19 protein-coding genes, 1 other RNA gene and 1 pseudogene are annotated in these 20,136 nt (G+C 71.1%); 9 read left to right on the top strand and 12 right to left on the bottom strand.

Features of this window, described 5'->3' with window-relative positions:
* Positions 1-51: 51 nt before the first annotated feature.
* Positions 52-744 (bottom strand): NADPH-dependent F420 reductase, encoded by a 693-nt coding sequence (npdG, locus tag ACMXN5_RS23700; RefSeq protein ID WP_101897013.1) that lies wholly within the window; start codon positions 742-744, stop codon positions 52-54.
* Between the two features lie 183 nt (positions 745-927).
* On the opposite strand from npdG, the gene ACMXN5_RS23705 reads away from it, so the two are divergent.
* Positions 928-1,377 (top strand): YegP family protein, encoded by a 450-nt coding sequence (locus tag ACMXN5_RS23705; protein WP_439676887.1) that lies wholly within the window; start codon positions 928-930, stop codon positions 1,375-1,377.
* A 143-nt stretch (positions 1,378-1,520) separates the two neighbouring features.
* Positions 1,521-2,294, top strand: coding sequence for an MgtC/SapB family protein (locus tag ACMXN5_RS23710; protein ID WP_439676888.1), 774 nt, complete (start codon positions 1,521-1,523; stop codon positions 2,292-2,294).
* Between the two features lie 25 nt (positions 2,295-2,319).
* Here ACMXN5_RS23710 and ACMXN5_RS23715 read toward each other — a convergent pair whose 3' ends face one another.
* A complete protein-coding gene (locus tag ACMXN5_RS23715) occupies positions 2,320-2,538 on the bottom strand; it encodes a hypothetical protein (RefSeq protein ID WP_246127151.1) in 219 nt (72 codons plus the stop codon).
* An 81-nt stretch (positions 2,539-2,619) separates the two neighbouring features.
* Here ACMXN5_RS23715 and map point away from each other — a divergent pair, with 81 nt between their 5' ends.
* Together map and ACMXN5_RS23725 are read left to right on the top strand one after the other, a co-directional pair.
* Positions 2,620-3,468, top strand: coding sequence for a type I methionyl aminopeptidase (gene map, locus ACMXN5_RS23720; protein ID WP_379995904.1), 849 nt, complete (start codon positions 2,620-2,622; stop codon positions 3,466-3,468).
* Positions 3,469-3,579: 111 nt separating this feature from the next.
* Positions 3,580-4,539, top strand: coding sequence for a hypothetical protein (locus ACMXN5_RS23725; protein ID WP_439676889.1), 960 nt, complete (start codon positions 3,580-3,582; stop codon positions 4,537-4,539).
* Between the two features lie 46 nt (positions 4,540-4,585).
* Here the strand turns inward: ACMXN5_RS23725 and ACMXN5_RS23730 are convergent, their stop codons facing one another.
* The 3 genes from ACMXN5_RS23730 to ACMXN5_RS23740 all read right to left on the bottom strand — a co-directional run bounded on the left by ACMXN5_RS23730 (position 4,586) and on the right by ACMXN5_RS23740 (position 6,717).
* Complete coding sequence (locus ACMXN5_RS23730) at positions 4,586-5,275, bottom strand: bifunctional DNA primase/polymerase (protein ID WP_395788381.1); 690 nt, start codon at positions 5,273-5,275, stop codon at positions 4,586-4,588.
* A 318-nt stretch (positions 5,276-5,593) separates the two neighbouring features.
* A complete protein-coding gene (locus ACMXN5_RS23735; protein ID WP_439678061.1) occupies positions 5,594-5,830 on the bottom strand; it encodes a chaplin in 237 nt (78 codons plus the stop codon).
* A 176-nt stretch (positions 5,831-6,006) separates the two neighbouring features.
* Positions 6,007-6,717, bottom strand: coding sequence for a DUF732 domain-containing protein (locus tag ACMXN5_RS23740; RefSeq protein ID WP_439676890.1), 711 nt, complete (start codon positions 6,715-6,717; stop codon positions 6,007-6,009).
* 163 nt (positions 6,718-6,880) lie between these two features.
* On the opposite strand from ACMXN5_RS23740, the gene ACMXN5_RS23745 reads away from it, so the two are divergent.
* A complete protein-coding gene (locus ACMXN5_RS23745) occupies positions 6,881-7,234 on the top strand; it encodes a hypothetical protein (RefSeq protein ID WP_439676891.1) in 354 nt (117 codons plus the stop codon).
* A 4-nt stretch (positions 7,235-7,238) separates the two neighbouring features.
* Here ACMXN5_RS23745 and yaaA read toward each other — a convergent pair whose 3' ends face one another.
* Positions 7,239-8,036: a peroxide stress protein YaaA gene (gene yaaA, locus ACMXN5_RS23750; RefSeq protein WP_395788389.1), complete on the bottom strand. Its 798-nt coding sequence runs from the start codon at positions 8,034-8,036 to the stop codon at positions 7,239-7,241.
* Between the two features lie 386 nt (positions 8,037-8,422).
* Between yaaA and ACMXN5_RS23755 the strand changes: the two are divergent.
* Positions 8,423-9,583 (top strand): annotated as a pseudogene (locus ACMXN5_RS23755) (RNB domain-containing ribonuclease); the annotation flags it as partial.
* Positions 9,584-9,663: 80 nt separating this feature from the next.
* Positions 9,664-10,073: RNase P RNA component class A (gene rnpB / locus ACMXN5_RS23760), an RNA gene on the top strand.
* Between the two features lie 118 nt (positions 10,074-10,191).
* On the opposite strand, the gene ACMXN5_RS23765 is transcribed toward rnpB, so the two are convergent.
* The 5 genes from ACMXN5_RS23765 to ACMXN5_RS23785 all read right to left on the bottom strand — a co-directional run bounded on the left by ACMXN5_RS23765 (position 10,192) and on the right by ACMXN5_RS23785 (position 15,570).
* On the bottom strand, positions 10,192-11,901 hold the full coding sequence (locus ACMXN5_RS23765) for an FAD-dependent monooxygenase (protein WP_439676892.1): 1,710 nt from the start codon (positions 11,899-11,901) through the stop codon (positions 10,192-10,194).
* 150 nt (positions 11,902-12,051) lie between these two features.
* Positions 12,052-12,939 carry an amino acid ABC transporter permease gene (locus tag ACMXN5_RS23770; RefSeq protein ID WP_439676893.1) on the bottom strand — a complete coding sequence of 296 codons (888 nt, stop codon included), beginning with the start codon at positions 12,937-12,939 and terminating at the stop codon, positions 12,052-12,054.
* The gene (locus tag ACMXN5_RS23775; RefSeq protein WP_439676894.1) at positions 12,936-13,583 is read right to left on the bottom strand and encodes an amino acid ABC transporter permease; all 648 of its coding nucleotides are present in this window, start codon (positions 13,581-13,583) and stop codon (positions 12,936-12,938) included. The genes ACMXN5_RS23770 and ACMXN5_RS23775 overlap by 4 nt, the downstream gene beginning before the upstream one ends.
* Positions 13,584-13,732: 149 nt before the next feature.
* Positions 13,733-14,683 (bottom strand): glutamate ABC transporter substrate-binding protein, encoded by a 951-nt coding sequence (locus tag ACMXN5_RS23780; protein ID WP_439676895.1) that lies wholly within the window; start codon positions 14,681-14,683, stop codon positions 13,733-13,735.
* Positions 14,684-14,790: 107 nt separating this feature from the next.
* Positions 14,791-15,570 (bottom strand): amino acid ABC transporter ATP-binding protein, encoded by a 780-nt coding sequence (locus ACMXN5_RS23785; RefSeq protein ID WP_126641699.1) that lies wholly within the window; start codon positions 15,568-15,570, stop codon positions 14,791-14,793.
* A 225-nt stretch (positions 15,571-15,795) separates the two neighbouring features.
* Between ACMXN5_RS23785 and ACMXN5_RS23790 the strand changes: the two genes are divergently transcribed.
* Together ACMXN5_RS23790 and ACMXN5_RS23795 are read left to right on the top strand one after the other, a co-directional pair.
* Positions 15,796-16,473 carry a response regulator transcription factor gene (locus ACMXN5_RS23790; protein ID WP_439676896.1) on the top strand — a complete coding sequence of 226 codons (678 nt, stop codon included), beginning with the start codon at positions 15,796-15,798 and terminating at the stop codon, positions 16,471-16,473.
* Positions 16,474-16,509: 36 nt separating this feature from the next.
* Complete coding sequence (locus ACMXN5_RS23795; RefSeq protein WP_439676897.1) at positions 16,510-17,925, top strand: ATP-binding protein; 1,416 nt, start codon at positions 16,510-16,512, stop codon at positions 17,923-17,925.
* A 124-nt stretch (positions 17,926-18,049) separates the two neighbouring features.
* On the opposite strand, the gene ACMXN5_RS23800 is transcribed toward ACMXN5_RS23795, so the two are convergent.
* Positions 18,050-19,972 (bottom strand): bifunctional serine/threonine-protein kinase/glutamate ABC transporter substrate-binding protein, encoded by a 1,923-nt coding sequence (locus tag ACMXN5_RS23800; RefSeq protein WP_439676898.1) that lies wholly within the window; start codon positions 19,970-19,972, stop codon positions 18,050-18,052.
* Between the last annotated feature and the right edge of the window lie 164 nt (positions 19,973-20,136).

The following is a 20,136-nucleotide window of genomic DNA, read 5'->3' on the forward strand; positions in this document are numbered from 1 at the left end:
CCGCACGCCGTCGTGCGTCGCACGGGCACCGGCGGGCGTGGCCGGGCCGGCTCACACGTCGGTGACACGCAGTCCGGCGTGTGCCTTGTAGCGGCGGTTGGTCGAGATCAGGTTGGCGGTCAGCCCCTCGACCTGCCGCGCGTTGCGCAGCCGCCCGGCGTACACCCCGCGCATGCCGGGGATCCGCGACGCGAGTGCCTGCACCGCGTCGGTGGCCTCGCGCTTGTCGCCGAGCACCATGATGTCGGTGTCGAGCGACTCCACGTTCGGGTCGAGCAGCAGCACCGCGGACACGTGGTGGAAGGCGGCGGTGACGGTCGAGTCGGGGAGCACGGCGGCGGCCTGCTGGGCGGCGCTGCCCTCCTCGACGTCGAGCACGAACGCGCCCTGCTTGTCGAAGCCCATCGGGTTCACGCAGTCGACCACGATCTTGCCCGCCAGCTCGCCCGTGAGGGAGAGCAGCAGATCGCGGTGGCCCTCCCAGGGCACGGCGATGATCACGATGTCGCTCTCGGCCGCACAGGTGGCGTTGTCGGCGCCGCGCACGCCGGCGCCGAGTTCGGCCGCGGCGGACGCGGCACGGTCGGCGCTGCGCGAGCCGATGATCACTTTTTGGCCGGCGACGGCCAGGCGGTACGCGAGGCCGCGGCCCTGCTCACCGGTGCCGCCGAGGACGCCGACCACCAGATCGTCGATGTTCGGCAGGTCGCGCGGGTCACGCTTGGGGGACGAGGGGGTTGTCATGGGCGCGATCCTGCCGGCCGAAACCGAAGAGAACACGGGGTCCGCGCCCGGATGCAGTCGACGTCACAGTGGTTTTCGGCTGCGGAGGCCGATTCACCCGTAAATAGCCCTTATATATGACAACCGGGACGAACCATGTTTCCGTGGAGGAGAAAACTTTCTCTTCTCTCCCAAGGAGATGTCGTGCCGGCCAAATTCATCGTCACCAAGGGACGCTCCGGCAAGTTCGGATTCGTGCTGACCGCCGCCAACGGTTCGACGGTCATCAAGTCCGCGTCCTATGAAACGAAGCGCGAGGCGCTGACCGCACTTCGCTACATCCAGCGCAACGGCGACACCGAAACGGTCGACGACCGTACGGTCGACGCCCCGGCGGCGCCCGCGTCGGCCGCGGCCATGCGAAAGCGCCCGGTGTCCAAACCGACCGCCTCGCGTCCCCGAAAGGCGGTATCCGGTACCCGAAAGGCGGTATCGAGTCCTCGAAAGGCCGCGTCCCAGCGAAAGGCCGTATCCAAGACGGCCGGCTCGCGCCCCCGAAAGGCCGTATCCAAGACGGCTACGTCGCGTCCGCGTAAGGCCGTGACCCGGACGACCGCCTCGCGCACGCGCACCACGGCTCGCTCGCGCGCCTGATTTCCCGTCGCCCACCCCTCCCTCGATCGCGGTATCCGAACCTCGGCCGTGACCCATTGCTCCGTATGGAGTCATAGCGTGCGAGCAGAGGAAGAAGATCGAGCAGCCCCGGGACCCCGGTCCCGGGCGGAGGAGGTGGGCGCGTGCGTTCCGGAACGACCCTGGCGGCGTGGTCGGAGGGGATCGGCGCGAGTCAGGGGTGGACCCAGTTCTCCGAGTTGATGCTCTCCTTCGTGCTCTCCAGCGTCATCGGCGTCGAGCGCGAGGTGCGGCAGAAGAGCGCGGGACTGCGCACCCACGCGCTGGTCGGGGTCGGCACCACGCTGTTCATGGAGATCTCGAAGTACGGCTTCGCCGACGTGTTGCCCGCGGGCCACGTCGGCTGGGACCCCTCCCGGATCGCCGCGCAGGTCGTCTCCGGCATCGGCTTCATCGGCGGCGGCCTGATCTTCGTCCGCCGCGACACCGTGCGCGGCCTCACCACGGCCGCGGTGGTCTGGCTCACCTGTGCGATCGGCATGGCCTGCGGCGCGGGCCTGCCGTACCTGGCGATCGGGGTCACCACGCTGCACTTCGTGGTCGTCTACGGCTATCCGCCGATCATCCGCCGGATCGGCGGCCCCCGGGACCGGGCGGCCGAGATCCGGGTCTCCTACCTGCCCGGACACGGCGTGTTGTCCGCGGTCCTGGTGGCCTGTACCGGCGCCGGATTCACCGTGGTGGACGTCTCCGTGCACAACCGTGAGCGCGAGCCCGTCGAGGATGCCGGCGAGGCCGCGGCGACCGAACCGAGGGCCGCGGCGGTGGTGTTGCTCCTGGAGGGGCCGGGCGAACCCGGCGAGCTGGTGTCGGGCCTGTCCGAACTGCCCGGGGTGCTCACCGTCGGCGGCGGACGGGTCCCCGAACCCGCCGAGTGACCCGCCCGCCGCGCCGTACGCCCGGTCAGCGGCGCCCGGGGTCGTTCCAGTGCGGATCGTTCTCCCACGCCTGATTGCGGGTCTTGGCGGTCTCCAACGCGTTCGCCGCCTCGGCGCGGGTCGCGTACGGGCCGAGCCGGTCGCGGGCCGGACAGTCGGGTCCCTCCTCGACCTTGCCGTGTTTGATGCAGTAGTACCACTCGCCGGCGCGACCCTCGGGCCTGCGCCACAGTCTGAACCTCACGGCCGTCCTCCACCCACTCGATGCCGTCGCCGACCGGATCACCCGCCGGCTCGGTCGCGGCGCCGGCTACACTCGCTGGTTATGGCGATTCTCGTACCCGGTAAGCCGACCCCCATCCGTTCCGTACCCGCCGACATCCCGCGGCCGGAGTATGTCGGCAAGCCGGCCCCCACCCCGTACACCGGGCCCGAGGTGCAGGACGCCGAGACCATCGAGCGCATGCGGATCGCCGGGCGGATCGCGGCGGGCGCCATGGAGGCCGCCGCCGCGCACATCGCGCCCGGGGTGAGCACCGACGCGCTGGACAAGGTCGCCCACGAGTACGTGCTCGACCACCACGCCTACCCGTCCTGCCTGGGCTACCGGGGCTTCCCGAAGACCATCTGCACCTCGATCAACGAGGTGATCTGCCACGGCATCCCCGACACCACCCGGCTCGAGGACGGCGACATCGTCAACATCGACGTCACCGTGTTCATCGGCGGCGTGCACGGCGACACCGACGCGACCTACCTCGTGGGCGACGTGGACGAGGAGTCGCGGCTGCTCGTCGAGCGCACCCGCGAGGCGCTGAACCGGGGCATCAAGGCGGTCAAGCCGGGTCGGCAGATCAACGTGATCGGCCGGGTCATCGAGTCCTACGCGAAGCGCTTCGGCTACGGCGTGGTGCGCGACTTCACCGGCCACGGCATCAACAGCTCGTTCCACTCCGGCCTGATCATCCCGCACTACGACGACGAGCGGGCGACCACCGTGATGGAGCCCGGGATGACCTTCACCATCGAACCGATGTTGACCCTGGGCACCCACGACTACGACATGTGGGACGACGGCTGGACCGTGGTCACCAAGGACCGCAAGCGCACCGCCCAGTTCGAGCACACGCTGGTCGTCACCGACACCGGGGCCGAGATCCTCACCCTGGCGTAGGGCGTGTCCTGCCGCACCCGCCGGGCGGGCGCGGTGTGTCGCGGGGTGCGGGCAGTATGGTTTCGCGAGATCTCCTCCTGCCCGCTCCCCCGGAAGAGTTGCCGACTACCGATGCGCATATCCCGCATGCCGGCCGCGGTCGCCGCCCTGCTCGCGACCGCGCTCGCCGCGACCGGCTGTGTCACCGTCAGCGGCGCGAGCACGCCCGTCGCGGCGCTGGACAAGCACGAGGCCGCCAAGGTGCTGCACGAGTACGAGGTGCAGAACAACCAGGCGTACGCGAACCGCGATCTCCCGCTCAACGCACGGGCGGAGACGGGCTCGCTCGGCGTGCTCGACCAGGCCGGTCTGCGCATCCTCGCCTTCACCGACCCGAACGGCAATCTGGGCCGGGCCCCGATCCTGCACGAGCGGCCGGAGTTCCTGATCCCGAAGGTGATCGGCTGGCCCAAGTGGTTCGCCGTGCGGAACACCCCGAACTTCAACAACGCCAAGCCGCAGTTCCTGGTCTTCCTCCGGGCGGGCCCGGACGCGGTATGGCAGGCGGCGTGGGGGCCGACGCTGCAGAGCGAACTGCCCAAGCTGAAGCGGGATTCGTCCGGCTACCTGGAGCAGGTCTCTCCCACCGCCACCGGACTTGCCGCCTCGCCCGGCGAACTGGCCCCCGTACTCAGCGAGTTCCTCAAGGACGGCAAGACCCGCGCCGAGTTGTTCGGGCCCGACCCGTACACCGCGCAGTTGCGCAAGCAGCGGGACGAGCCGATCGGCGACGGCTACGTACGGCAGGCCGTGGACAGCCCGGCGGCGCAGTTCCCGCCGTTGGCGGTGCGCACCGCGGACGGCGGTGCGCTGGTGTTGTTCGCGCTCCAGCACAGCATCAAGCTCACCGTGCAGCCCCCGCGCCGACTCGGCGACGTGGACCCGTCGACGCTGGCGTTCCTGACCGGCAAGCCGAGCCGGTCGGTCACCGAGCACCGGCTCTCGGAGTATGTCGCGGTGGTCCCGAAGGCCGGTGGCAAGGTGCAGCTGGTCGGCTGGGTGTACGGCCTGGTCGGCGCCGAGGGCGAGTGAGCGGTCGGCGGGACGGTCGCCGACCCGACGGCCGTGGTGGCGGCCGCTAGGCCCAGTGTCCGTCGGCGGCCGCGGCGCCCACGGTGTCGCACGCGTCGGTGAGGACGTCGAGCACCCGCAGCGGGTCGGGCAGCGCGAGTTCGGGGCCGCGGATCCAGCGCACCGGCTGCCCCGAGGGGTGTTGCGAGGACGGCACCAGGACGTAGCTGCCCCGGCAGTGCCAGCGCAGCCCCGGGTGGGCATCCAGCGTCTCCGGGTGACAGTCCAACTCGCAGGGCCACCACTCGTCCTCGTCGGCGGGGGTGCCTCGGGTCGCGGTGAAGAACAGCGTGCGGTCGGGGCCGCAGGAGGCCACCGGGCCGATCTCGATGCCCTGCTCGGCGAACACCGCGAGGGCGATCTCGCCGGCCCGCGCGGGCACGTCGAGCACGTCGTGGCCCGTGCCGGTCGCGGTCACGAAGTTGGCGTCGGGATACAGCTCCAGCCAGCGCGCCACCTGTACGGGGTCGGTGGACGCCTGGGTCTGCCAGGCGAAGGAGACCGGGTGCATGCCCGGCGACGGACAGCCGACCCGGTCGCAGGAACAGCCGAAGCCCACCGGGTGCGCCGCCGGACAGACGGGCCAACCGCGCTCCACCACGTCCATGAGCAGTCCGGCCCGCCGGTCGCGAACGGTGTCCGGATCCTCACGCGGTCGACGGCGCAGCCATCCGGCCATTCTGCCCATTCGCTCCATGGAACCCCTTCTTCCGCGTGCGTTTCGTGCGCGCCCCACACGGCGCCTCTGCGTATACAACGCGGAAGACCCGTCCGGGCAATCCCCATCATCGCGGGTCGCCCGCGCCCATCTGCCGACCGGGTTCGGAGATGACCGGACCAGTGCGAAATGGCGCGGAATGGCACGGGTAAGACGCCGCGAGCCTGCGAGAAATGTACATCGCGGATCGCTTGTGTTCGGCGCGGCGCTCACAACGACGACCGCCCCGTTCCCGGAGAACCGAGAACGGGGCGGTTGCGCCGGCCACCGACCAAGGAGGCGGGCCGGGGCGGCGAGTCAGCCGGCGTTGACGCAGGTGTTGCCGAACGTCGGGTTGAGCACGCCGATCAGGATGTCGACGGTGTTGCCGCAGATGTTGACCGGCACGTGAATGGGGGCCTCGATGTTGTTGCCCGAGACGACACCGGGCGAGTTGACCGCCGCGCCGTCCGCGTCGGCGCTCGCGTTGGCGATTCCGGCGCCCATGGCCGCGATGCCACCGGCCATGGCCGCGACGGCGGCGATCTTCTTCATGTTCGTCACTGCGTTCGTTCCTCCACGTAGCGTGCCGACCAGGTTCGGCAGGCTGGTCAACGACGTGATCGTGAAGGGGAAACGCCCGGCCCGCGAGATTCACTCGTTCATCTCGCGGGCCGGGATCGTCCGGGCCCGAGCCGGTTTTCAGGCCGGCGTTCGGGCGGTGGGGCGGGTCAGGAGACCTTGCCCGACTGGTCCGGGCAGAACGCCGCGATGGCGCCGCCGACGAGCATGCCCTTTTCGGACACACCGCTGACCGCGGTCACCTTCATCGCGGTGTCGAGCAGGGACTTGCCCGACTTGAGGTCGGAGCAGGCCTGCTTGCCCTGCGAGATCAGGTCGGCGTCCGACGTCGACTTCGTGCCCGGGATCAGGCGGTGCATCGTGGTGAGGAAGTTGTCCTCGCCCAGCCCGCGCGTGCCGGGACCGGGGCCGGTGGTCGAGTCGTCGTCGGAGGTGGGATCGGGCGCGACGGTGCGCTTGGTCGCCTTGCCCGTCGGGGTCGGCGAACCCGACTTCGGGGCGCCGGTAGTGGTCGCCGACGACGTGGAGGATGCCGTCGACTTCTTGTCGTCGTCGCCGCCGGACAGCCCCACGGCGACGAGCACGCCGACGATCGCGAGCACGGCGACCACCGAGACACCGATCCACAGACCCTTGCGGCTCTGGTTCGGCGGGGGCGGGTAACCGCCGCCCTGCGGGTAGGCGCCGGGGTATTGCGGTTGTCCGTACGGGCCCGGTTGCCCCTGCGGGTACTGGGGCTGCTGGTACTGACCGGGGTACTGGCCCTGGCCCTGGCTCTGACCCGGATAGGGCGGTTGCCCGTACTGGGGCTGGCCGTACGGCTGGTTCGGGTCCTGGCCGGGCGGCGGCGGGTAACTCACTCATCCCCCATGGATGTCGGGTCGTCCACTCCGTCTGACGTGACGCGCGGATCGTCCGAAAGTAGGACGAAATGCTTTGTTTTCCGTCTGCGGAGGAAGCGTCAGGATCATGAAGCTCCCCGGTTTTGTCAAGGTGGGATCGACGGCGATCACGATCGCCCTCTTGCCACTTGCCGTGGGGTGCACCGGAAACGATGCCAGGAGGGTCGTCGAGCAGGGCACCCGGGAGGCCGGGGACCGGATCGGCGGCGCCGCCGAGGCGGTGACCCGCTCGGCCGCGGAGCGTTTCGCCGTCGAGCAGTTGAAGCGGGCCGGCGTCGACGTCGCGGGCGAACTCGACTGCCGTGACACCCGGGGCTCGGCGTCCCGGCCGCCGATCGTGGTGACCTGTACGGGTCACACCCCATCCGGGCGGCCGGTGGTGGTGACGGCCCGGCTGACCCGGGACGGGCCGGAATTCCACGGGGAGTTCGTCGGCACAGTGGCCGGGCGGGAGGTGTTCCGGCGGCAGGGGTGAGGGGTCAGATCGCGGCGACCACGACGTCCAGGGCCCAGGGGGTGCCCGCCTGCTTCGGCTCGGCGGTCTCCACGGTCCAGCCCAGTTCCCGCAGCGCGTCGGCGAGTTCGGCCGGGTTGCGCGGTTCGGCGCCGGAGACCAGCAGGTCGCGGGTGATCCGGCCCTTGGTCGCCTTGTTGAAGTGGCTGACCACCGAGCGCTTGGCCACCCCGTCCACGATCCGCTCGTGCAGCACCCGCACGGTCGCGGTGCGTTCGGCCACCGCGCCGACCGGCTTCCAGGCCGCGGCGTACGCCGCCGACCGCAGGTCCAGGACGAGGTCGTCGCCCGCGAGCCTGGGCAACACCGGCGCCGTCACCGCGCGCCACTGGCCGGCGAGCGCGCCGATGCCGGGCAGCCGTACCCCCATCGAGCAGCGGTAGGGCGGCACCCGGTCGGTCGGGCGCAGCGCGCCCCACAGCCCGGAGAAGACCAGGATAGAACCGGCCGCGCGCGCCGCCGCCGCGCCGGTGAGCGAGGACAGGTCCAGCGCGTCGTAGAGCACTCCGGTATACAGCCCGGCCACCGGCAGTGTCGCCGCCTCGCGCAGATCGAGGTTGCGCAGCACCTCGCCGCGCAGCTTCGGGCCGAGGCCGAGCACCTCCAGCGCCTTGCGCTCGTCGCCCTCGCACAGGGTGATCAGCGAGTCGAGCACCTGCCGCCGCACGGAGTTCAGTTCCGGCATCGAAAGACCGGCGAGATCGAGCGCGGGGCCCGCCCCCGCGGCGGCCTTGCCCTCGGAGGGCGGCAACAACACGAGCACGGGCGCAACTCCAAGCGACGCGGACGGCAGGGCGGCCGACCGGGTTTGCGGACGGCCGGGGCGACCGACCAAGTTTATGGGGACGACCCCGACCGAACGCGCCGCCGGCGCTCCGGGCGCGCGGGCGAAAAGCCGGGAAAGTCCTTCTCGGCGCAGCGGATCTTTCCTAAGCTCGACTCGTGCCTCGTCGTCATCTCCACATCAGGTCCGCCGACGGTGATCTCCTGCGGGCGGGTTTCGCCCGCCTGCGCACCGATCTGGCGTTGCCGGGGGCGTTCGCCCCGGAGGTGCTGGCGGAGGCCGATGCGGCGGTGCGGCGCGGGCCCACGCTGGCTCGGCGGGATCTGACCGGGCTGCCGTTCCTGACCATCGATCCGGCCGAGTCGATGGACCTGGACCAGGCGATGCACCTGGCCCGTCGGGACGGCGGCTATCGGGTGTACTACGCGATCGCCGACGTCGCGGCGTGGGTCGTCCCGGGCGGCGCGCTGGACGCGGAGACCATGCGCCGGGTGGAGACGCTGTACCTGCCCGACGAGCGCATCCCGCTGCATCCGCCGGCCCTGTCCGAGGCGGCGGCGAGCCTGCTCCCGGGTCGGGACCGGCCGGCCCTGGTGTGGGTGCTCGACCTGGACGGGTCCGGCGACCTGGTCGGCACCGACGTCTTTCGCGCACTGGTGCGCAGCCGGGCCCGCTACGACTATCCGGGGGTGCAGCGGGCGATCGAGAGCGGGTCGGCGGCGGAGCCGTTGGCGCTGCTTGCCGAGATCGGCCGGTTGCGCGAGGGGCTGGAGATCGAACGCGGCGGGGTGAGCCTGCCGATCCCGGAGCAGGAGATCGTCGAGCACGGCGACTCGTGGCGGCTGGAGTACCGCGCGCCGCTCCCCGCCGAGGGCTGGAACGCGCAGATCTCGCTGCTCACCGGGATCGCCGCGGCCGACCTGATGACCCGGGCGGGCATCGGCGTCCTGCGCACCCTGCCGCAACCGTCGCCCGAGGCGCTCGACCGGGTCCGCCGGGTCGGGCGCGCGCTCGACGTGGCGTGGCCCGAGAGCGCCACCTACGGCGCGGTGATCCGCTCGCTCGATCCCGACAACCCCCGGCACGCCGCCTTCCTGGAGGAGGCCACCGGGCTGCTGCGCGGGGCCGGCTACACCGCGTTCGACGCGGGTGCGCCCGAGCAGGCCGGGCACGCGGCGGTCGCCGACGAGTACGCGCACGTGACCGCGCCGCTGCGGCGCCTGGTCGACCGGTACGCGGGCGAGATCTGCGTCTCGCTGGTCGCCGGCGTCGAGGTGCCCGAGTGGGTGGGCGCGCGGCTGCACGAGTTGCCCAAGGCGATGGAGGCCGGCGATCGCCGGGCCCACGAGGTCGAGCGCGAGGCGGTCTCCCTGGTCGAGGCGGTGGTGCTGGCTGACCACGTCGGCGACGTGTTCGACGCGGTGGTGGTGGATCTCAACGAGCGCGGCGACGGCGGCACGGTACAACTCGCCGAGCCGGCCGTCCGGGCCCGCTTCGACGGTGCGGGCCTGGGCCTGGGCGAGCGGGTACGGGTGCGGCTCACCGAGGCCGACGGCACCCGGCGAAGGGTTCGCTTCGCCCCGGCTAGGATGGACGACACGGCGGATGAGTCGGCCGGGCGGCCGCGTCGGGATTCCTCCTCGGAGGGTTCCGCCGAGGAACGTCCGGGCTCCACAGGGCAGGGTGGTCGGTAACACCGACCCGGGGCGACCCGCGGGACAGTGCCACAGAAAACAGACCGCCGGCGTCCTCGGACGACCGGTAAGGGTGAAACGGTGGTGTAAGAGACCACCAGCGCCCGAGGTGACTCGGGCGGCTAGGTAAACCCCACCCGGAGCAAGGTCAAGAGGAGCACCGTGAAACGTGCTCTGCGCGAACGTTCGAGGGCGGCCCGCCCGAGTTCGCGGGTAGACCGCTGGAGGCTGTCGGCAACGGCAGTCGTAGATGGATGGCCGCCTCCCCGGGCGCCGCAAGGCTCCCGGGAGACAGAACCCGGCGTAAAGGCCGACTCATCCACCGCCCACCCGAACAAGGGCCCCCTGACCTGCGAACATGCAGGCCATGGGGCCTTTTTGACGCCACCTCGCAGAGTCGGGGCTCCCGGTCTGATCATGCGGGCCGGTTCGGGGTGGCTTCAGCGGCCGGCCCCGCGGGCTCGGTCTATGGATTCCTCGAGGATGTCCAGGTTCTCGGGGGGCAGGTGGGCGGCTACGTAGCCGTCGGGGCGGATGAGCAGGATCGTGTGGGCGGTGGCGCCCGGATAGTCCGGGGTGACCACCAGCTCGGCGGGCGCGGCGAGTTTGTCCAGCCGTCCGCGCAGCCTCGGCATCAGGCCCGCCTCGCGCCAGCCGTCGCCGTGCCACACCTCTATGCCGGGGGCGATCAGCAGCACGACCAGGCCGCGGTCCAGGCACTCGCTCAGCCACCCCTCGGCGCCGTCCGCGCGAAACACCTCGACGTCGCGGATCCACTCGCCCACACCCGGCCCGGGGGTGAGCAGCGGCGAGCCGGTGTAGTCCGGGCCGGACGTGCTCGCCGCCGGCCCGCGCGGGTCGAGTCGGCGCAGCGTGGTGCCCTTGCCGCGCGCGCCCATCAGGGTCAGCCGGCGGCCGACCTTCTGCGCCGGGCTCGCGGGCGCGAGGAAGTGCAGCGCGTCCTCGCCGAGCGCGAGCCGACGGCGGGCGGCGCCCCGGCGTTCGCCGTGGTACGTCTCCAGGAGCCGGATGGGCGCGTAGCCTCGCAGCGTGAAGGCCAGCTTCCAGGCCAGGTTGCGCACGTCCTGTAGGCCGAGTTCGACCGCGTCGGCGGCGGACGGGTGGACCAGGTGCGCGGCGTCGCCCGCGAGCAGCACCCGGCCGACCCGAAATCGTCGGGCGAGCCGCTGATGCACCTCGTACTCGCCGCTCCACAGCAGGTCGTGCGCGGGATCCTCGGACGCGTCGGGCTCGGGCGAGAGCGCGTCGAGGGTGCGCAGCACCGAGCGCACCCGCGCGGCGATGCGCTTGGGGTCGGCCGGATCACCCGTCACCGGGATCACCCGGGTCTCCTCGGCGGCCTTCGCCACCCCGTGCGCCATCGGCAACTGCCAGGTCAGCCGCCACACGTCGTCCGGCAGCGGCTGGGCCAGGACGGTGCCGCCGCGGTGGAACGGCGGGTCGACGAACAACCACGGCGTGGCCGGCCCGCCGAGGTCCGGGCTCGCGGGCTCGTCGGCGAGCGAGGGGTCCGGCGGCACCAGCGCCGTCGCGGTGATCCGGCGCGGCAGCCGTACCTTCACGTCGGCGCACAACAGCCGGTCCACCCGCGGCCGACCCGGAAAGCGCACGTCGACCGCGCGGCGCACCACCGAGCGGGCCCCGTCGCAGCCGACCAGCCACTGGGCCCGAAACCTGACCGGCCCGCCCGGGCCCCGGGCGAGCACGGTGACCGAGGTCTCGTCCTGCTCGACGCCCTCGATCCGGTGGCGCCACGCGGTGGTCACCAGGGGACTGGCGTGCGCGGCGTCCAACAGGGCGCGCTCCAGGCGCTGTTGGGACAGCCCGTAGCGCACGGGGGCCTCGGGCTCGGCCACCGGCTGCGGTACGTCGCGACCGCGACGGCGGATGCGCTGGACCCCCCACGGTTCGGCGGCGCCGTCCAGCCGGGTGCCGGTCAGGTCGTAGACGAAGGCCAGCGTCGAGGCCTCCAGACCGCAGGCCCGCGAACCCGCGCGCGGCGTGCCGTTGCCCATGTCGAGCACCACCGAGCGCACCCCGCGCCCGGCCAGCGCCAATGCGGCGGCCAAACCGGCGGGCCCGGCGCCCGCGATGATCACCGAGTCCGCGCGCGGAGCGTTGCCCGCCATCGTGGCCCCCCAAGTGTTGCAAGACGTGTCGTACTCGTCGCCCATCATCCGGCACCGGGGCCCTACGACGACAAAGCGACGCCCCGCGGGTGGCGTTCACCGCGGGGCGTCGGTCGGTGGTGCGGGGGCGGGACCGGGCGTTTGACGGGGTCAGACGACGGCCATCTTGTCGAGGGACGACTCGGCCTGCGTCGGCGGGACGACGGCCGGCGGCTTGCCCTTGCGGGAGGTGCGCAGCCTGCGCTCCAGCCAGGTCGCGAACGCCGACAGGATCATGCACATCGCCACGTAGATGGTGCCGACGATGATGGTGACCGGGATGAACGGCATGTTGTAGTCCTGGTAGCCGCCGATCAGCTTGGCCGCCGCGAGCAGTTCCGGGTAGGTGATCAGGAAGCCGAGCGAGGTGTCCTTGAGGGTCACCACGATCTGGCTGATGATCGTCGGAAGCATGGTGCGGATGCCCTGGGGGACCAGGATCATCGTCATCACCTGGGTCTTGCGCATGCCCAGCGCGTAGGCCGCCTCGCTCTGCCCCTTGGGCACGGCCAGGATGCCGGCGCGGATGTTCTCCGCCTGCACGGTGCCGTTGTAGATGGTCAGACCGACCACCAGCGGCCACATCGGATCCCACTTCCACCAGCCCTGGCTGCCCGGGACGAGGTAGAGCATGAAGATCAGCACCAGCAGCGGCATGGCGCGGAAGAAGGTCACGAACGTGGTCGAGGCCCAGCGCACGATCTTGTGATCGGAGAGCCGGCCGGCGGCCAGGAAGGCGCCGAGCACGATGGAGAACACCGCGGCCAGCGCGAACGCCTTCAGCGTGGCCTTGAGGCCGTCGAAGATGAACTGCTGGACACCGTTGTACTGGAACGGGTCCCACTTCGCCGACTCGAACTGGCCGGTGTCGTTGAACCGCACGATCACGAAGACCAGGAACGCGGCCAGACCCAGACTGCCGACGACGCCGATGATCAGGTTGCGCCGACGCGCCCTGGGACCGGGGACGTCGAACAGGACGCTCGCTTCGCGGCTCATCGGGCCACCGCCAGCTTCTTTTCGAGCGCGGCCAGCGCGGCGCTCATGGACAGGGTGATGATCAGGTAGCCGACCGCGATCCACAGCAGGACCCACAGCGACTTGTAGCCGTTCTCGACCATCTGCGCGCTGGTGCCCATGAGTTCGGTGACGTTGAAGGCGCTGGCGATGGCCGAGTTGCGGACCATCGCGATCAGCAGGCTGCCGATCGGCGGGACCGCCGCCCGACCGGCCTGCGGCAGCACGATCTGGCTCAGCGTCTGGGTGAAGGACATCCCGAGGCTGCGGGCCGCCTCGGCCTGACCGATCGGCACGGTGTTGATGCCCGAGCGGATCGCCTCGCAGATGAACGCGGCGGTGTAGGTGCTCAGCGCGATGACCGCGAACTCGAAGTAGGAGAAGTTGAAGCGCAGCTTCGGGAAACCGAGCGCGACGGCGAAGAAGATCAGCGTCAGGGGGGTGTTGCGGAAAAGGTTGACGTAGGTGGCGCCGAACCAGCGCAGCGGCGGCACCGGCGAGACCCGACACGCGGCTATCAGCGTGCCGAGCAGAAGCGACACGATCCCACAGACGACGGTCAGCTTGAGCGTCCCGACGAAGCCGTGCCGCAAGAGGTCCCAGTTGTCCTGGATCACTTCGAGCATCGTGATCGAGCCCTCCTCTCCGAGATCGTGGGTTCAGGGGTTGGCGTGACGGCCCGTGCCCACGATCCGGTGCGGCGGGGACGGGAGGGGGCACGCGCCGGCCGGTCGAGGGGGAGCCGGGACCGGCCGGCGCGCGTGAGTGCGGACGATCAGTAACGGACGAGCGCCGGGATGGCCGGGGCCGCCGAGCCGGACAGGCCCAGGGTGGCGTCGTACGCCTTCTTCCAGTCGCCGTTCTTCTCGTGCGCCTCGATGGCGTCGCTGACCGCGTTGCGGAAGACCGAGTCGTCCTTGTTCAGGCCGACGCCGTAGTTCTCGGCGGTGAACGGCTCGCCGACCACCTTGAGCGCCTTCGGGTCCTTGGCCGCGTAGCCCTTGAGGATCGCGTCGTCGGTGGAGACCGCGTCGACCTGGTTGGAGAGCAGGCTCTCGACACACAGCGAGTAGGTGTCGAAGACACGGGTGGTGGTGTCGGGGAAGTTGCTCTGGAGGTTCTGCAGCGGGGTCGAGCCCTTCGCCGAGCAGACCGTCTTGCCCTTGATGGTGTCCTTGCCGGTGATCGCGGTCTCGTTCTTGCGGACCAGGAGGGACTGGCCGGCGATGTAGTACGGACCCGCGAAGGACACCTGCTGCTTACGCTTGTCGGTGATGCTGTAGGTGCCGACGTAGTAGTCGATGTCGCCGTTGACCAGGGCGTTCTCGCGGTTGGTCGAGGCGATCGCCTTGAACTCGATCTTGTCCGGGCCGAAGCCGAGGTCGGCCGCGATCATCTTGGCGATCTCGATGTCGAAACCGGAGACCTTGCCGGTGGCCGGGTCCTTGGAGCCGAGGAAGGGCTGGTCCTCCTTGGCGCCGACGACCAGCTTGCCGCGCGACTTGGCCGCGTCGAACGTCTTGGAGCCGGTGAGCGCCACACCCGTCTTGGGCGTGTAGGTGGGCAGCTCGGGCGCGGCGCCGCCGGGCGCGCCGGGGGCACCTTGCGAACCGCCGGTCGAACCGGCCGGGGTCTTGGCCTCGGGCGAACCGTCCTTGCCACACGCGGTGCCGAACAGGGCGAGCACGGCGATGCCGGCGACGGCCACGGATGAGCGCATCTTCATGATCAACGTCCTTCGGAAAAGGGGAACAGGCCTGGCGGTGGCCGAACCACGGGCTGCGGAGCGGGAGTCGCGGCGGCGTCGGGCGGGCTGGGGGCGCCCGACGGCGCTCAGTGGTGCAGGATCTTGGAGAGGAAGTCCCGGGCCCGGTCGCTGCGCGGGTTGCTGAAGAACTCCTCGGGCGTGTTCTCCTCGACGATGCGGCCGTCGGCCATGAAGATCACTCGGTTCGCGGCGGAGCGCGCGAAGCCCATCTCGTGGGTCACCACGACCATCGTCATGCCCTCGCGGGCCAAGTCGCGCATGACCTCGAGGACCTCGTTGATCATCTCCGGGTCGAGCGCCGAGGTGGGCTCGTCGAAGAGCATCACCTTGGGCTCCATGGCCAGCGCGCGGGCGATCGCGACGCGCTGCTGCTGACCGCCGGAGAGCTGGGCGGGGTACTTGTCCGCCTGGCTGCCCACACCGACCCGGTCGAGCAGCTCGTGCGCGCGGCGGGTGACCACATCGGCCTTCTCGCGGCGGACCTTGAGCGGGCCCAGCGTGACGTTCTGCAGCACGGTCTTGTGCGCGAACAGATTGAACGACTGGAACACCATGCCCACGTCGGAGCGCAGCCGGGCCAGCTCGCGGCCCTCCTGCGGCAGCAGGGCGCCGTCGATGGTGATCCGGCCGCCGTCGATCGCCTCGAGGCGGTTGATCGTGCGGCACAGGGTCGACTTGCCCGATCCCGACGGACCGATGACGACGACGACCTCGCCCTTGTGGATGGTCAGGTCGATGTCCTGCAGCACGTGCAGGGCGCCGAAGTGCTTGTTGACGTTCTCCAAGACGACAAGGGGTGCGCCGGGGTGGACGGCGTCCTTGCCGACTTCGCTCTTGGTGAGCACCGGCGGCTTCGGTGTGGTGTCAGAGGCATCCGTCGTCACGATGGCGGGCTCCGTCCAGAGTCGTCCCGTATCTTTTTGCGCGACCGGGTGGCAGGTGGGTTCGAGGGCTCCCGGCGAGGCCGGGTGGTGCGTGACACTAAGGCAGGCAGCACCCCTCCAGTCAGTGCACTTGAGCTTGTCTTGAGGTCAAGAGTCGGTAACGGACCGTCAGATGTGAGGAACCACGTGCGCCTCCTGCTCGTTGAGGACGACCTGCGTGTCGCCGCGCCGCTACGCGCGGTGCTGGGCCGACACGGATTCACCGTGCGGCACGCGACCACCGGCGAGGAGGCCCTCGCCGCGCTCGACGACGTGCCCGACGTGGTGCTCCTGGACCTGTCGCTGCCCGACCACGACGGTTTCGAGGTGTGCAGCCGGATCCGCAGGCTGTGCGACGTCCCGGTGATCATGGTGACCGCGCGGGCGGACATCCGATCCCGAATACACGGGCTGAACCTGGGCGCCGACGACTACGTCACCAAGCCCTACGACATCGGCGAACTGCTGGCCCGAATACACGCGGTGAGCAGGCGTACGCGCAGCGACGCGCCCGCCGCGGAGAGCCCGCCGTCCGCCAAGGGGCCCGGCGGCATCGAGCTGGACCCGGCCACCCGGAGGGTCGCCGTCGGCGGCGTCGACGTGGTGCTCACCCGCAAGGAGTTCGACCTGCTCGCCCTCCTCGCCCAGCGCCCGGGTGTGGTCTTTCGCCGCGAACAGATCATCAGCGAGGTCTGGCACACCAGCTGGGCGGGCAACAATCGCACCCTGGAGGTGCACGTCGCGTCGCTGCGCTCCAAGCTCGGGAACCCGGCGATCGTCGAGACGGTGCGCGGCGTGGGCTACCGTGTCGTCCCCGAGGCCTGATCCCACCGGCTTCCCGAAGGATCGTCACCGGTTCCCGTGCGCACCCGCCTGCTCGCATTGCTCCTCGCCCTGATGACCGCGGTGCTGATCGCCCTCGGCATCCCGTTGGCCATCTCCCGTGCCGCCGCGCATCAGCAGGAGCTGATCCGCGATCGCGTGGACGACCTCACCCGGTTCGTTTCGGACACCCAGCTGACCGTGGTCTCGGACACGCTGCGCGCGCAGACCGACGGCGGCGTGCCGCCCGGACCGGACGCCGTCGACCTCGACATGCTCCGCTCCGAGCTGGAGCGCTACGAGGCCGTCTACGGCATTCGGGTCGGCGCCTTCGACCGGCGCGGTCAGCCGATCGCCGTGTCCCATCAGGGATTTCGGGTCGATCCGCGTTCGCCAGCGTTCACCGAGGCGCTGGCCGGACGGCGCAGCGACGACCCCGGACAGGTGTGGCCCTGGCAGCGCGATCGCATCGTGGTGGCGGTGCCGGTGATCCACCGGGGCGACGTGGTCGCGGTGGTGCTCACCGACTCGCCGACCGGTCGGATGCGTTCGAAGATCCAGCAGGTGTGGCTGATTCTGTTCGCCGGCGAAGTGGTCGCGGTACTGGCCGCGTTGCTGCTCGCGACCCGGCTGACCGGCTGGGTGCTGCGCCCGGTGCGGGTGCTCGACTCGGTGACCCACGAGATCGCCACCGGCCGGCTCGGGGCGCGCGTGGCAGGCGCCCAGGGGCCGCCGGAACTGCGGCGCCTGGCACGCTCGTTCAACGAGATGGCGGACCACGTGGAGACCGTGGTGGACCAGCAGCGGGCGTTCGCCGCCGACGCCTCGCACCAGTTGCGCAATCCGCTGTCGGCGCTGCTCCTGCGGATCGAGGAACTGGGCCTGTCGTTGCCGCCGGGACACGGCGAGACCCTGGAGGGGGTGCGGGACGAGGGCCGTCGGCTCACCCGCGTGTTGGACGAACTCCTCGAACTGGCACTGGCCGAGAACGCCCGCCCGTCCGCGCGGGCCGTCGACGTGGCGGCGCTGGTGCACGAGCGCGTGGACGCGTGGCAGACCCTGGCCCGCTCGCGCGCCCGGCGGTTCGAACAGGAGGGCCCGCTCGCGCTCACGGGCAACGTGGACCCGGTCACGCTCGGCAGCGCGCTGGACGCGATCCTGGACAACGCGCTCAAGTTCGCCCCGGAGGACAGCACGATCACCGTCGCGTGCGCGGCGGTGGGCGGCGAGGTGGAGATCCGGGTCAGCGACCGCGGCCCCGGGCTCACCTTCGAGGAGATGCGCCGGGTGGGCGACCGCTTCTGGCGCAGCCCCCGGCACCAGAACGTCGACGGCTCCGGTCTGGGCCTGTCCATCGCCCGCACGCTGCTCGCCGCGAGCGGTGGCACGATCGACTTCGCCGCGCGCGAGGGCGGGGGCCTCACCGTCACGCTGACGGTGCCCAGGGCCGACTGAACCGGCGCCGCGCCAGAGGGGATCCACCCGGCGCCGAAGCCGGGTCCGATTCACCGCGCGCCGGGTCCACCCGCGCGGGCCCGGCCGCAGGGAAGGCGGACGCGGGCCCGTCCCCGTCGGCGGCCTACTCGTTCACCCGGCACTGCGGCGCGCGCGGCTGGGGCAGGCCCAGCGGGCGCAACCGCGCGTCGTAGGCGCGCTGCCAGTCGCCGTTGGCGATGTGCCGGTTCAGCGCGCCGCACACGGCTTCGGCGAGCGCGATGTCGCCCTTGCTCAGGCCCACTCCGTACGGCTCGTCGGAGAACGGCCGGCCCAGGATCCGCAGTGCCCCCGGGTGTTGCACGACGAAGCCGGACAGGATCGCGTCGTCGGTGCTCACCCCGCGCACCCTGCCGGCCAGCAACTCGTCCACACACTCCGAGTACTTGCCGCGCTCCTCGACCCGCATGGTCGGGAAGTCGCCACGGATGCGCAGTGCCGAGGTCGACTCGCGCACCACGCACACGGAGCTGTGCGCGAGGTCCTCGGGGCCCTTGACCCCGGGATCGTCGGTGCGGACCAGGAAGTCCTGCCCGGCGATGTAGTACGGCCCGGCGAAGGAGACCTTCTGCGCGCGGACCGCGTTGATCGTGTAGCTCGCCACGACCAGGTCGACCTGGCCGCTGGTGATCCGGTACTCGCGGTTCTGCGTCTCCACGTCCATGAACGTGACGCGGTCCTTGAACCCCAGGTCCTCGGCGATCATCAGGGCCACGTCGTCGTCGAAGCCCTGATACGCCTGATCGCCGGTGCGCACGCTCCACCCCGGCTGGTCCGGCTTGACCCCGATGATCACCCGGCCCCGGGCCACCATCTCCCGGTAGGTCGGCGAGTTCTTGCGCAGGTTCGCGAGCGGGTCGGCCTCGTGCGTGCCGCCCTCGGCCCGGTTGTTCTCCACCGCCAGCCACGACACCCCGACTGCGACCAGCAGGAAGGCCAGCGCGGCGGGTAGCGCGACCCGGGTGCGCCGCCACCAGCGGGACCGGCGCGCCGGGCGCGCGGACGGCTCGTCGGCCAGCGGCTCGCCCGCGAACGTCGCGTCGACGTCCTCGTCCCGCTCGGCGGCGCGCTCGTCGCGGCGGGGCAGCGGATCACCGCCCCACGTCACCGGTACCGAGTCCTGCACCACCCGGGTCAGCAGCGCGTCGGTCTCCTTGGCGTCCAGGCGCCGGGTCGGGTCCTTGCGCAACAGGCCCATGATCACCGACTCCAGCGGACCGGCGTGCCGGGGCGGCGCGGGCGGCGCGTTGACCACCGCGTCCACCACCTCCACCGGCGAGGCCCGGCTGAACGGGGCCATGCCCTCGACCATTTCGTACAGCGTCGCGCCCAACGACCACAGGTCGGAGGCGGGATCGAGCACGTCCGGCCGGTCGGCGAGCGTGTGGTCCCCGTTCGCGTCGTCGGTGAGCACGCTCGGGCGGGACCGGGCGAACTGTTCCGCGCGCTCGGGCGCCAGATAGCCCGGCGTGCCGAGCAGTTCGCCGAACTGGGTCACCTGCGGCGCGTCGACGAAGGTGGCGATGCCGAAGTCGGTGAGCACCACCCGGCCGTCCATGCCCAGCAGTACGTTGGCCGGCTTCACGTCACGGTGCAGCACACCCTTGGCGTGCGCGGCGCGCAACGCCCGCAGTACGTCCAGGCCGATCCGCGCCGCCTCGGCGTGGTCGAGTCGACCCTCCGCGCGGATCACGTCGGCCAACGACCGCGAAATCACCAATTCCATGACGATCCACGGCAAACCGTCTTCCTCGAAGACGTCGTGCACCGTCACCACGTTCTCGTGGCGAATACGGGCCGCCGCGATCGCCTCGCGCTTGCTGCGCTCCAGCCACGAACGCTGGGATCCCGCGTCCAGCGACTTGGGCAGCAGCAGTTCCTTGACCGCGACCTCGCGACCGAGGGCGGTGTCGACGGCCAGCCAGACCTCGCCCATACCGCCTCGGCCGAGACTGCGGCTCAGCCGGTAACGATTGTTCAGTATTCGGCCGATCTCCCCCTCGGACACCGCGGTCGCACCCTCCTCCCGAGCAAGCGGGCCTCCCTGAACATGCTGTGCAGCCTTCCCCCCGGTCGGCTCACGGCGTCGGTTCGGGGACCGCGCACGGTCTGGCCCACAGGCTCAGAGCGTAGATGTCGGTCCCGAACACGATGACACGACCCAGCATGTGC

Origin of the sequence: Embleya australiensis, assembly GCF_051903075.1 — a bacterium.
In the GTDB taxonomy this organism is placed as follows: Bacteria; Actinomycetota; Actinomycetes; order Streptomycetales; family Streptomycetaceae; genus Embleya.